The sequence below is a fragment of the Streptomyces sp. CY-1 genome (assembly GCF_047218265.1).
GTDB lineage: Bacteria > Actinomycetota > Actinomycetes > Streptomycetales > Streptomycetaceae > Streptomyces > Streptomyces niphimycinicus.
Genome location: NZ_CP178393.1, coordinates 7,409,175 through 7,421,455 on the forward strand (window position 1 = coordinate 7,409,175; position 12,281 = coordinate 7,421,455).

Here is a 12,281-nt window from a genome sequence, read left to right on the forward strand (position 1 = left end):
AACGCCCTGCCCGCCGACCTGCGCCCCGCCCTGGCCGGACGAAGGGGCGCACGCCCGAGGCCCGCAGCCATCGATCCGAGGCAGGCCGTAAAAGGCTCGGTGCTCAGATGGCCCGGTCAGCCGCCCGGAAGGGACATCCGGTGCCGACGCGCTCTTCGAGATCGGCCCGCAGAACGGCAAGCTCGGCCATACGCGTGTCGATGACCCGGATTTTCTCCTCCAATAGCGCAGACAACGCCTCAGCGGCATCCGGCGCGTCGCTCAGTTCCTCGCCGTGCTGTGCGATCTCGGCCAGCGAGAAGCCGAGCATGCGGATCGTGCAGCCGCTGCCATTGCACGGACTCCTCGATGGTGTCGCGCGCACGCTGTTCGCCACGTGGCTGGCGTATGCGATGGCCCACGGTGCCCCGCGGCTGCTGTGGCTCTTTCTCGTTGTCGAGGTGGCGTTCGACGTCGTCCAGCTATTGCCGTGGTGGCGGGCCCGCGCCAACCTCACGGACGGCCCCGCCGGTCCGGCCGCCGAACACCCGCTCAGCACCCAGGCCCGGTGATGTCCGGCTCGGGCCAGAAGCGGCCCACGGGCGAGCCGGCACAGCGACTGGGCGACATGGCTACGGTTCCCGCTGGTCAGCGGGAAGGCGAGGGCGTCGGCGGCGCATACCCGGGGCGACCTGCCCGTCGGTGATCAGGCGGCGCTTCGAGCCTGCCCGGCCCCGGCCGACCGGCGCCGTTGGCATGAACGCACTCGGTCGCACACGTAACCGACCGGCACTCCGACCGCACGGAGCAGCCCCTGACGGCTTCCGTGCCGCCACCCGGCGGGCTCGGCCGTCGGGCGACCCTCTCACCTATGGGTGTGTCCCTGGATACAGTGGGTAGCCACAGCGTGCTCGACCACCTCGACCGGAGGCAGACATGGCCCGTGCCTGGGAGGCTGCCGCGTCCGCGTTGTTCGAGCGTCGGCTGGGGAAGTCGGCCGACGAGCTCGGGAACTCCGACGGCAACGACGAGTGTCCGGACATCTGGCAGCTCGACAACGGCGATGTGGCTGTGATCGGCAGGTCGTCATCCCGGGGGAACATGCTCAGCGCGGCCAAGAAGGACATCCCCGATGCTTGACCTCCTCGCTCCCGTTCTCGTTCCCGAGCAGGGCGATCGGCTCACCCGCACCGCGTACAAGCAGGACTTCCGGCAACGGGAGGACGCGGTCCGTGACGGCAGTTCCTGGAAGTTGGAGCGCCGACAGCACTCCTGGGCCCCTTGCCACTGACGCATACACGCCGTCGTGGCTGATTGGCGCCCTTTCCGGACTCAGGGACCCAATTCACCCTGAGGGGCGGGAGACGACACGGTCTGCGCCGAGGGGGAGCTGCCATGTCCGCGCCGCTGTGAACCTTGCCGCCCCGCCCTGGCATGTTGCCGGACCTCCTGGCCGTGGAACTTCGCAAGGATGCGGGCCGCGTTTCCACCGCGCACCGTTACCGGTCGGCCTGGCTGGACACGCCGTTCACCGACGAGAATGAGGCCGCTGTCCTGGCCGAAACCCTGCCGCCCGAGTGGTGGGCCCAGCGGAACCTGCATCCGGTGACCGGCCCTTGTCGGCCCGTCCCTCAGCAGTCCCTGGCTCTCGCGGCAGCCCAGCGGCGTGGTGGCGGTCTGGGTATACGCGTGCGGGTCCCGGGTGAGTGGCACAACCGGGATATCCCATGTCTGTGCGCACTGCTCGACCGTGCTTGTCCCATCGGCACAGTCGACCTGTTCCTCGATCTGGGCGCCGTACCGCCCTCCCGCAGGGACGCCGCCAAAGAGGCTCTGCGGGCACTCGACGTGCTGGTCCCGCTCGCCCCCTGGCGGACGGTTTTCGTTGTGGCGGGCGGCTTCCCCGAGCCGCCCGAGGGCTTCCTGGAGAGCGCCTGGCATGAGCCCACGATCGGACTGGGACACCACCACCCGTTCTTATTTCCTGGCCAAGGCGCTACAGCGCGGCGAACACCGCGATGCCGTCAACCGCGACGCCGCGCGGCGCCTCACCCGCCTCGCGGACTTCCGTGGCCCGTCCGTTGGAACGGGGGAGGGCTGGCTGCGCGACTGCGCCCAGGGATCCGTCACCACCGGCAACCACTCCGTATGGAACCGAGTGGGAAACATCCAGCACATGACGTTCGTCGTCAATTGTCTCGCAGGGCAACCCGGTTGAGACGGTGAGACGGCCGTGCGGTTCAGGACGAAAAGCCGGCGTTGAGCTGGATCTCGGCCCACGCGGTCTTGCCCACCGGGTGCCTGGGTTCGACGCCCCACCGCACCGCGAGGGACTCGGCGATGACCAGATCTCGCCTGTGCTCCTCCTCGGATGTCCGGCGGCATGCACCGATTCGTCTTGGTAGCCCCCAGCCCCAGTGGGCGAGTTGCTGCACAGTGAAGCGGCAGGCGAGGCGGGCATCGCTCGGCAGTTGGTCAGGGGCGAAGACGTGGGAGTCGTCGGCGAATGCCTTGAACTCCAGGGCGTTGCCAGCCGGTGTCTACAAGCCGTCGCGACCTGGACGACTCGGGCTCACGCCCACCGGAACCGGTCCACCAACTGAGCGAACCCCGAATCTAAAAGTCGTGCTGCCGGTGCTGTCGGGCTATCCACCGCTGTCAAGGTGACGGATGCCTAGGCATGTCTGCGACCCGGTACCGGGGCACTGGGAATCCGGAGAGGCAGTTCACCCGCGAGTGCGCACCGATCGCGGGTACGGGCACCATCACCGACGACAGGTGGGTTCGCCAGGACGCAGAGCAGTGTTCGAGCCACTGTTACCGGCGAAGCGTCTGGAGTTTCAGGGCGTCGAGAATGCCGTCCGTGTCCGGCTGACGGAGCCAGTCGTCGCTCTTCGCCCACAGGATGGCGATGCCGGCACGGCTCTGAGCGTCGAGTCCGCTCAGCAGGCCGGAAACGGCCTCACGCGAGGCGTCCCCGAGTGCCAGGACGATCAGCCGACGAACGCGTTCCGGCGCCGCCAGGAGGGCATTTACGAGCTCGGCGACGAGGTCGCGGTCAGCCAGCAGGTGCGCAGCCGTAGCGGCCCGGTGCAGGTCATCAGCGCGAAGCCAGTCGAGGAGCTCGTCCAGGCACTCCTGGGGCAGGTCCGACGGTATGGCCGCCGCTGCGTGCGTCGCTACCAGCACGCTGGGATCGTTGACGAGGCGTATGAGCTTGGTGGGTGCCTTGCGAGCCCCAGTCCCGAGCCCCCAGGCGGCAGCCGCACGTACCTCTTCCGGAATCGCCGGCTTGGTGCTGCTGGCAATCGAGTACAGCGCCTCCGTGGCTTCCTCGGTGTCGATCTCCGATAGGCAGAACACGGCCTCCATACGCACCTCGTCGGCCGAGTCAGCCCCTTCAGCGAGCACGAGCAGCGCAGCGACGGACGCTGGGCGCGTGGGGGCGAGGCCAGTGTGCGCTTCGAGGCGCAGGAGCCGGTCATTGGCCTCGTCATCCGCTATGCCGATGAGTATGTCCTCGACGGGCTCCGCGCCGAGGAACCGGGCGGCCTTGACGGCAGGGAATCGAATGTCGTCGTCAGTTGACAGAAGGTCCTCCTTCCAGCTCCAGGACCCATCCCCGGCACAGGCGATCGAGCCAGCCATGCGGAAGCAGAACGCGACCGGCTGGCCGGCCTCGAATGCCGTCCCTGCTGCCAACGTGTGGAACGCATCCCACCGGCTACCCTGTCCGTAGACGTACGTGCTGGCGCCCTTCGTGACGCGAACCTTTTTTAGGTCGTCGTCGACCGTGGTGACTTCACCGGCATAGTCCGGGGCCCACATCGGCCAACGGCGATCCATTTCCGATCCCTCGGACACGGACTTTCGGTTGCCCTCCTTAGAGGAACCCAAAGCATCTTCCAGGCTCTGCCGAGTCACGTAGACAAGGTTGGACACGCTCACAGGAGTCGTCTCCAAATTGACACGCGCGAAGGCGAAGATGTCGTCTGGTCGCATTCCTTCGTCGCGCCAGGCGCGGCCTGGCACCGTGGAGTCGGAGAGTTTGATCTCAAGCTTCTTCTTGCCTTTGCACTCAAAACGGCGTCCACAGTTAACGCAGAGGAGGTCGGGTAGGCGCATGCGCTTGACCTTCGTCTGCCATACCTTGTTGGACGTGGCGAACCGATCGAGCTTGATAATGCGGTGCCCGTGATTGAGTTCAAGGTCTTGGGCAACCGCGTCGGCGGCGTAGACTCCCATGCTCAGGAACCGAGCGAAATCAGCGTCTTCTTTGAAGCCCATCAAATGCCTTCGAGTAGTTGTGCGGCATCGACCTTGAGTGCACGCGCGAGGGCAATGATGTTGTCAAGGCTTACGTTGCGCTGGCCTCGTTCCAGCGAAGAGACGTAGGTGCGGTGGATCCCCGCAGCTTCCGCGAGCTCTTCTTGCGAGAGACCTGCCGAGAGACGGTGCTCCCGCACACGGTGGCCGAACGCCCCGCGCTGCCGCTGGAGGCGGAGCTTGTCGGAGGCATGCGTCATGATGTGTGGACGTTAGGACGGTGCAGACGATGGGTCTACAGACTATGAGTAACGTTGGGGGTACGGCTGAGGAGATCGTGGTGGGTCGTGGTGACCCTGCCTATCTCGCGCACGCCTACCTGACGAAGGTCCCTGTGCCCGCTATTACGCCGTTCGTCGAGGCTTACTGTCCGCCCAACGGCGTCGTGGCTGATCCGTTCGCCGGGTCTGGGATGACGGGGGTCGCGGCGCGGATCACCGGGCGCCAGGCACGCCTGTCGGACATCTCTGTGCTGGGGCGACATATTGGCTCCAACTACCTAAGCATGGTCGAAGGGTACGAGTTCACCAGGGCCGCGCAGGCCGTCATCAAGCGGGCCCGGGACGCTGTCGGCAAGATCTACGAGGTCCCCTGCCGTGGGTGCGGTGGAACCGGTCAGCTTGCGAAGACTGTCTGGAGCGTCCTGGTGAGGTGCGCGGGCTGTGAGAAGCCCGTGAGCTACTACCACTCGCTCGAGGCCGCGGAGTGGTCGAAGCCGAAGATGGTCTGTCCCCATTGTTCGGCCCACATTTCGAGCAAGCTCGAGCGCGTGGGTGAGCAGCCCGTGGTCGACTACGTCAACTGCGCGTGCTCCCCGAAGCAGCGTGAGCAGCCGGCGGTCGCCGCGCCGAGCATCGACGTCGACGGCCTGGACTTCCCCCGCGTTGAGATTACGCCTGACCGGGAGATGTACCGGGCGTCTGCGCTGGGCAAGAGCGGCTACACGACCGTGGCTTCGTTCTATTCGCCGCGTAACCTGCGCACTCTGGTGGCCCTGCGCGATGAGATCCACGGGATTGAGGACCGCGCTCTGAGTCAAAAGCTGCTGTTCGCGTTCACCGCGACGTTGACTCGGGCGAGCAAGCGGTATCAGTGGTCGCACAAACGCCCGCTGAACGCCGCGAACCAGAACTACTACATCGCGCCGGTCTTCTATGAGTGGAATGTTTTCGAGCTCTTCGAGCGTAAGACGACCGCCGTGTTGAAGGCTGATGACTGGATCCGGACGCAGGCGTTCACGCGCAATGTGGACGCGGACACGGTGCCTGTGGAGTACGTCACGGAGAGCGCTGCGGAGCTGTCCCTGCCGGACGCGAGCGTGGACTACGTGTTCACGGACCCGCCGTTCGGTTCGAACCTCTTTTACGCGGATATGGCTCTGTTCCAGGAGGGCTGGCTGGACGGCTTCACGGACGTCGGCAAGGAAGCGGTGATCGATCGCTCCACCGGCACGAAGCGCACGGCGGACCGCTACGAGACGCTGCTGACGGAGTCACTCAAGCACTGCCGCCGCATCCTGAAGCCTGGCGGGCGCATCTCGATGGTCTTCGGCAACTCCTCGGGCAAGATCTGGGCAGTTGTCCAGCGAGCAGTCGCAGCAGCCGGCCTGCGCATCGAGCCGGAGAAGATCGCCATCCTGAACAAGGGGCAGCGCTCCGTGAAGGGGCTGGCCTCGGGCTTCGAGCACGTCGCTACGCTCGATCTTGTCCTGACGATGGTTCCGCAGGACGGCGCCGAGGCTTCGTTCAAACAGCCGACGGCTGAGGCGGTCGCTGCGGCGACGCGAGAGCTTGCTAGTGCTGCCGGCGCTGCCTCTCCGAGTCACCTGTATCTGGAGCTGCTCCGCCGCGCGCTTTGGGAAGGATGGAGCGTCGCGGACCTCAACCTGCAGACGGCGACGGCAGCGTTGCTGGATGACGGGTGGAGTATCGACCCGAAGACGGGCCTACTGGTCGAGCCCGAGTAGGCGCTTTGAGTAGCCAGAGGGGTGGCCGCCTTGACGAAGGGATGGACGCCTTTCCGGCTTTTAGGCACTGACAGCCAGACTTTCTGGAATTGAACACGGATGTGGTTACAGCCGTACTGTGATTCCGTCCCGTTTCGTCGGCGAGTGAGAGCTGAAGCCGCTTGGGTCTACGCCTTCATCATGTGGTCGTTACGTGATCACTGTCATGGGGTACCTTCGGCGACGTTCGGCCGCACATACGCGAAGACCCTGCTCTCAGCCGCTGGGCTGATGGCGGGGTCTGCTGGCACCTCGTGCGAGGTGCCCCCGGCGAAGGACCCAGTAATTGGGGACAAAGCGGGCCGCTGATGGGTGGTGAGCTGGTGATCGAGACGGCCGTCCCGGTGAATCGCGCGGGCACGTAGACGATCGGCGCCTCGCCCGCCGTGGCAGGGGCCGCCTCTCGCGGCCCCTGTCGCGTTCCGGGAGTTGAACGTGATCCTGGTCAACGCCCGGCAGTGCCCGGAGAAGCCGCTGGAGGACGCCGGGTCAAGCTCGTCGTGGCTGCCCCCGACATCATGGGTCGCGCGGTGGGCGCCACCAGGGCGTCGGTCAGCCGGGGAAACCACCCGAGGAGCGCAGGGCCCAGCGGCGCTCCGCGTAGGCGAGGTCGTCGCGCCACAGCCGGCCGGCGGCAGCGCGTATCAAGGGGCGCAGCAGCGGGGCGGCGCGACGGGCCACGGCGAAGCCCGGCCGTTCGGACGTGGCGACGACGGCCTCCACCACTGCCGTGCGAGGCCGTCCCAGGGCGTCCGACCCGAGCGGGGTGGCGTGCGTCTCCACGACGGAGCCCTGCCCCTCGCCCTCGCTGATCCGCATCACGACGGTGCGGGGTCCGGGCGCCGTGAAGACCGCGCGCACCGGGACGACCACCCGCCCGGCGGCCCTGAAGGACACGTCCACGGTGAAGGAGTCGCTCTCGTCAGCCCGCCCGGGGGTCCGGGCCACGGTGAGGTCGACGAAGGAGTAGGGGTGGAACCAGGCCCCGTGCCAGGGGTCGAGGCGGTTGGCGACGACATCGTCCGGCTCGCAGACGCCCACGGCGGTGTACACGGCGGTCAGCGCCCCGGCCGCCGCCGGTCGCCTCGGCACCGCCGGACGGGCGGTGGGCTCCTCCGCCCCGACCTCGTCCAGCCGTACCCAGACCAGCACCCCGTCGTCGTGCGCCGGCCACGGCTCCCAGCCGGCGAACGGTGTTCCGTTCAGGGCCAGTCCGTGCCAGTGGCACACCAGGGTGCCGCAGCGCACCGGGCTGTCGCGCAGCGGAGCGCCGAGGTGCGGGCAGCTTCCCGGCCCGGCCACGAGGCGTCCTTCGGCGTCCCGCCACAGCACCGCCTCGTGGCCGGCGACGGTGCGGGCCAGCGGCCGGTCGGGACGCAGCTCACGGGAGGCTCCGACGACGTACCAGTTGCCGGTGGGGCGGGCCTGGGCCCTTTTGAGGGCGTCGGCGATCAGGGCGGGCCGGGCTTCGCGCCAGGTGGGTCGCTGACGCTCCCAGGCGACCGGGTCGCGGCGCAGGGTCAGCGGCAGACGCTTGGGCCGGGACGGCCGGGCGGGCTTCACGCGACCTCCTTGTGACGGGGGTGCGGTCGGGCAAGGGGGTGGGCACGGGGACCGGAAGCCGCCGGTTCGAGGGGTACGCCCGGCCCGCCGGGGGCGCGCCGGGCGGCCACGCGGGCGGCCGCCACCCGCAGCAGACCGTCCGCGGTGACCAGGGCCCGCCGCCGCCGGGGCACCACGGCGCGGCGGTGCAGCACGGTGTACCCGGTGGCGGCGACGGCGTCCAGGATGCCGCCGTACAGGACGAACGCCGTGCGGATGCAGGGCCGGGAGACCGGGTCGAGCATGCCGACGCCGGGCGCGGCGCGCCGGTAGGCGGCACGGGTGAGGTCCTCGAACTCCCTCAACGCCGCCGTGACCCGGCGGTCGACGCGGCCGGTGTCCCGGCAGTGGCGCAGCAGCTCGCGGTGAACGCCGTGGGCGTTCAGGAGGTCCCGCGGGAGGTAGACGCGGCCTCGGTCGAGGTCCTCTCCCACGTCTCGCAGGAAGTTGGTGAGCTGGAAGGCGACGCCGAGTTCGGCGGCGTGGGGCGCGGCTTCCTCCCGGGGGGTCACGGTGCCGAGCACGGGCAGCATCTCCAGGCCGATCACCGCCGCGGAGCCGTGCATGTAGCCGCGCAGGTCGGCGTAGGTGGCGTACGAGGTGACCGTCAGATCGCTGCGCATGGCGGCGAGGAAGTCGGCGAAGTGGCGGTGGTCGATGGCGTGGCGGCGTGCGGTGTCGGCGAGCGCCCGCACCACCGGCTCGGCTCCGGCGCCGCCGGCCAGGCCGTGGGCGAGGTCGTCGTCCAGCCTGCCCAGGGCGCGGGCGCGGTCCTTCGGGCCTGTGGTGCTGTCGAGGGAGTCGACGATGTCGTCGGCCCAGCGGGCGAAGCCGTACAGGGCGTGCACGGCGGGACGCCGGTCGGGGGTGAGCAGGCGGGTGGCGAGGAAGTAGGTGCGGCCGTGCCGGGCGTTCAACTCCCGGCAGCGGGTGTAGGCGGCGCGCAGGTCCGGCTCGGTGATGCCCGCCGCGTCCAGTTCCCGGCCGGTCATGGACGAGCTCCTTCCGGGCGGGGCCGGGTCCGGGTCACCGGGTGGGTCACCGGGAGGGTCACCGGGGCGGCGGTCGTGCGGCGCGTGCCGGTGATACGGACGGCGGTCGTGCGGCGTGCGCCGGTGATACGGGCGGCGGCAAGCTTTCCCGACAGCAGGACGGGCGGCACGCCGACACCCGGCGTGGTGCCGCAACCGGCGAGGACGGCGTTGGCGGTGCCGCGCACCAGGTTGCGTGGGCGGAAGGGGCCGGTCTGGGCGAAGGTGTGCGCGGCGGAGAACGGCGTGCCGACGGCGTGCCCCTGCTCCGTCCAGTCGGCCGGTGTCACCAGGCACTCCTCTTCGATCGCCGCGGCGATGCCGTCGAGTCCCCGGCGTTCCAGCTCGTGCAGCAGCGCGTCGCGGTAGCGGGGACCGAGGTCGTGCCAGTCGGCGGGTCCGGGGCCGATGCCGGTGTGGGGACACGGCGCCAGGACGTAGTGCAGATGGCGGCCCGGCGGGGCCAGGGCGGGGTCGGTGGCGGTGGGACGGGTGATCAGCAGGGAGGGATCGCGCATCAGCACGCCGGTGCGGGTGAGTTCGTCGAAGGTGCGCCGCCAGGCGTGGCCGAAGGACAGGGTGTGGTGGGCCAGTTGCGGCCAGGTGCGGTCGCAGCCCGCGTGCAGGACGACCGCCGAGGGGGCGTGCCGCAGCCGCAGCGGGCGGCGCGGGGTGCGGCCGAGGAGGCGGTAGATCACCGGCAGGTCGGGGGTGAGGACGACGGCGTCGCAGGGGATGCGCACCTGGCCGGTGATCACGGCGGTGATGCGCTCACCGGAGCGTTCCAGCCGGGTGACCGGCCGTCCGTAGTGGACGACCGCCCCGGCCGCTTCGACGGCCTCGGCCATGGCCCGCGGCAGGGCGTGCATGCCGCCGCGCGGGAAGTACACCCCGGCGACCGTGTCCATGTAGGCGATCACCGCGTAGGCGGCCAGGGCGCGCGCCGGGGGCACGCCCGCGTACAGGGCCTGGAAGGTGAAGACGCGGCGCAGCCGCTCGTCGCGCAGGTGGCGGGCGACACCGTTCTCCCAGCGGCCGAAGCCGCCGAGCGCGGCCAGCCGGACCAGGTCGGGGCCGAGCAGCTGCCAGGGGGAGTCGAAGTCGGCGTCGAGAAACCGGTGCCGTTCGGCGCGGTACAGCTTGGTCAGCCAGTGACGCAGCCGGCGGTAGCCGGCCGCCTCGGCGGGCCCGGCGAAGCGTTCCACCTCGGTCTCCATCGCGTCGGCGTCGGTGTGCACGTCGAGGGTGCTGCCGTCGGCGAAGGACGCCCGGTAGGCCGGGTGCAGAGGGATCAGTTCGACGCGGTCGCGCAGCGAGGCCCCGACCGCGTGGAACGCCTCGTCGGCGATCTCGGGCATGGTCAGCACGGTGGGGCCGGTGTCGATGTGGTAGCCGCCGCGGACCAGCCGGCCGGCGCGACCGCCGGGCCCGGCGGCGCGTTCGACGACGGTGACCTGGCGTCCCGCGCCGAGCAGGTGCAGCGCGGCGGAGAGGCCGGCCAGTCCGGCGCCGACGACCACCACGTGATCGGTCGGTCCTTTCAGGGCCCTGGTCACCGGCCTCCCTCCGGTTCACGGACCGCTGCGGCCTCGTCGTCGTGGACAGTCCCGGGATCGCGGACAGTCCCGGGGTCGGAGTCGGAGTCGGGTCCGGGGCCGGAGTCTGGTCCTGGGGCGGGGCGGGAGACGTCATGCGTGCCCGCCGCCTTGTCGTGGCCGGTGACCGCCTCGGTCGCCGACGTACGCGCGGCGAGGCCACCGGGGGGTCCGCCCGGCGGGGCCGCCTCGTGTGGGCAGGGCGCCTGGGTGAAGCACATCGCGGATCCTCTCGCCCGTCGTCACATCGCTCGTGTCAGGACACATTCCGCGTACGGCACCGGAACGGATGCGCCAAGCGGGGGAAGCTCCCGCGCCGGGGACGTGTCCCGCGACGACACGCCGCGCACCGCATCCGCTGACCGCCGGCGGCCGGAAACACTGGACGGCACCGGGCGGACGGCATCTCGTCCCGGGATGTGCGCACGAGACTCGACGGTGGGCCGCCGGGCCCCTCGCGGACACCGTCTCCGCCGGTGACGTACCGGCCTGATCGCCATGAGAACGGCCCGAGGAGGGAGCAGCGGTCGTGGACCTGAAGGCCGACGTCGCCGTGGTGGGAGCCGGGGCCGCGGGGCTGTCGCTCGCGCTGCGGCTGGCCCGGCCGCCCTCGGGCGCCGGACCGCTGGACACGGTGCTGCTGGCCGCCCCGCCTGGTCCGGCCCGCGCCGCACCGCGCACCTGGTGCTTCTGGGAGCCGGACGACGGCCCCTACGACGAGGCGCTGGCCGCTTCCTGGCAGTGGCTGCGCGTGCGCGGCGCCGACGGTACGTCCGTGACCACGGCCATCGCGCCACTGCGCTACAAGATGCTGCGTTCCGACGCCTTCGAGGCGCTGGTCGGCCGTCGCGTCGCGGCGAGCGGGCGGGTCTCGCGCGTCGAGGCGGCCGTTGACCAGGTCGCACCGGTGCCGGGCGGCGGCGCCCTGGTGCACGCCCGCCGCGCGGACGGCGGCAGCGTCGCCGTCCGCGCCCGCTGGGTGTTCGACTCACGCCCGCTCAGCCGCCTCCCGCCCGCGCGTACGACACTGCTGCAGCACTTCCGCGGCTGGTTCGTCCGTACGGGGCGGCCGGTCTTCGACTCGTCCGTAGTGGAACTGATGGACTTCCGCACGCCGCAGCCCGCGCACGGTCTCTCCTTCGGCTACGTGCTGCCGGTCGGCCCGCACGAGGCGCTGGTCGAATACACGGAGTTCTCCCGCCGGGTGCTCAGCCGTGCCGGGTACGACCGCGTGCTGGGGGACTACGCGGAGCGCGTGCTCGGTCTGGCCGACTACGAGGTCACCGCGTGCGAGCAGGGGGTGATCCCGATGACGGACGCCGACTTCGTCCGGCAGACGGCGCCGGGCGTGTTCCGGATCGGGGCCTGCTCCGGCGCCACCCGTCCGTCGACCGGCTACACCTTCAGCGCCGTGCAGCGGCAGACGAGCGCCGTGGCCGCCGCCCTGCACACCGGACGGTATCCGCTGCCCCCGCGGCCCCACTCCACACGCGCCCGCCTCATGGACGCGGTGCTGCTGCACGCCCTCGACACCGGACGGGTGGACGGCCCCGCCTTCTTCACCCGCCTGTTCGGGCGCGTGCCCGCACCGCGGCTGCTGCGGTTCCTGGACGGACGTACCAGCCTGCCGGAGGACCTCGCCATCGGCGCGCACCTGCCCGTCGCCGCGATGCTCGCCTCCGCCCTCGCCCTGCCCCTCGCCCCGCGCCGGAGCCTTCCCGCCGCCTGACCTCGGAGCCGGAC

General features: G+C 70.4%; 10 protein-coding genes and 3 pseudogenes. 7 read left to right on the top strand and 6 right to left on the bottom strand.

What is annotated here, in order from left to right; translation table 11 throughout:
• Positions 1-103: 103 nt before the first annotated feature.
• Positions 104-319, bottom strand: a pseudogene (locus ACK1X7_RS31970) (MerR family DNA-binding protein); the annotation flags it as partial.
• Between ACK1X7_RS31970 and ACK1X7_RS31975 the strand changes: the two are divergent.
• The 5 genes and pseudogenes from ACK1X7_RS31975 to ACK1X7_RS31995 all read left to right on the top strand — a co-directional run.
• Positions 309-551: pseudogene (locus ACK1X7_RS31975) on the top strand (hypothetical protein); the annotation flags it as partial. The pseudogenes ACK1X7_RS31970 and ACK1X7_RS31975 overlap by 11 nt on opposite strands.
• Before the next feature lie 364 nt (positions 552-915).
• On the top strand, positions 916-1,119 hold the full coding sequence (locus ACK1X7_RS31980) for a hypothetical protein (RefSeq protein ID WP_385137875.1): 204 nt from the start codon (positions 916-918) through the stop codon (positions 1,117-1,119).
• Complete coding sequence (locus tag ACK1X7_RS31985; RefSeq protein ID WP_385137873.1) at positions 1,112-1,270, top strand: hypothetical protein; 159 nt, start codon at positions 1,112-1,114, stop codon at positions 1,268-1,270. Before ACK1X7_RS31980 ends, ACK1X7_RS31985 begins: the two co-directional genes overlap by 8 nt.
• A 143-nt stretch (positions 1,271-1,413) precedes the next feature.
• Positions 1,414-1,893: pseudogene (locus ACK1X7_RS31990) on the top strand (beta family protein); the annotation flags it as partial.
• A 25-nt stretch (positions 1,894-1,918) separates the two neighbouring features.
• Positions 1,919-2,197 (top strand): beta family protein, encoded by a 279-nt coding sequence (locus ACK1X7_RS31995; protein WP_413115990.1) that lies wholly within the window; start codon positions 1,919-1,921, stop codon positions 2,195-2,197.
• 599 nt (positions 2,198-2,796) lie between these two features.
• Here ACK1X7_RS31995 and ACK1X7_RS32000 read toward each other — a convergent pair.
• Both ACK1X7_RS32000 and ACK1X7_RS32005 read right to left on the bottom strand, forming a co-directional pair.
• Positions 2,797-4,266 (bottom strand): HEAT repeat domain-containing protein, encoded by a 1,470-nt coding sequence (locus ACK1X7_RS32000; protein ID WP_413115991.1) that lies wholly within the window; start codon positions 4,264-4,266, stop codon positions 2,797-2,799.
• Entirely contained in the window at positions 4,266-4,505 is a 240-nt protein-coding gene (locus tag ACK1X7_RS32005) for a helix-turn-helix domain-containing protein (RefSeq protein WP_216339537.1), read from the bottom strand. Before ACK1X7_RS32005 ends, ACK1X7_RS32000 begins: the two co-directional genes overlap by 1 nt.
• Before the next feature lie 80 nt (positions 4,506-4,585).
• Between ACK1X7_RS32005 and ACK1X7_RS32010 the strand changes: the two genes are divergently transcribed.
• The gene (locus tag ACK1X7_RS32010; RefSeq protein WP_390792003.1) at positions 4,586-6,271 is read left to right on the top strand and encodes a DNA methyltransferase; all 1,686 of its coding nucleotides are present in this window, start codon (positions 4,586-4,588) and stop codon (positions 6,269-6,271) included.
• A gap of 591 nt (positions 6,272-6,862) precedes the next feature.
• On the opposite strand, the gene ACK1X7_RS32015 is transcribed toward ACK1X7_RS32010, so the two are convergent.
• Genes ACK1X7_RS32015 through crtI form a run of 3 tightly spaced genes read right to left on the bottom strand, consistent with a single transcriptional unit; the run spans position 6,863 to position 10,499 of the window.
• Positions 6,863-7,873 carry a DUF5914 domain-containing protein gene (locus tag ACK1X7_RS32015; RefSeq protein ID WP_413115992.1) on the bottom strand — a complete coding sequence of 337 codons (1,011 nt, stop codon included), beginning with the start codon at positions 7,871-7,873 and terminating at the stop codon, positions 6,863-6,865.
• Positions 7,870-8,904, bottom strand: coding sequence for a phytoene/squalene synthase family protein (locus ACK1X7_RS32020; protein ID WP_390792001.1), 1,035 nt, complete (start codon positions 8,902-8,904; stop codon positions 7,870-7,872). The genes ACK1X7_RS32015 and ACK1X7_RS32020 overlap by 4 nt, the downstream gene beginning before the upstream one ends.
• Positions 8,901-10,499, bottom strand: coding sequence for a phytoene desaturase family protein (gene crtI / locus ACK1X7_RS32025; RefSeq protein ID WP_413115993.1), 1,599 nt, complete (start codon positions 10,497-10,499; stop codon positions 8,901-8,903). The genes ACK1X7_RS32020 and crtI overlap by 4 nt, the downstream gene beginning before the upstream one ends.
• A gap of 568 nt (positions 10,500-11,067) precedes the next feature.
• Here crtI and ACK1X7_RS32030 point away from each other — a divergent pair.
• A complete protein-coding gene (locus ACK1X7_RS32030) occupies positions 11,068-12,267 on the top strand; it encodes a lycopene cyclase family protein (protein WP_385116708.1) in 1,200 nt (399 codons plus the stop codon).
• Positions 12,268-12,281 lie beyond the last annotated feature (14 nt).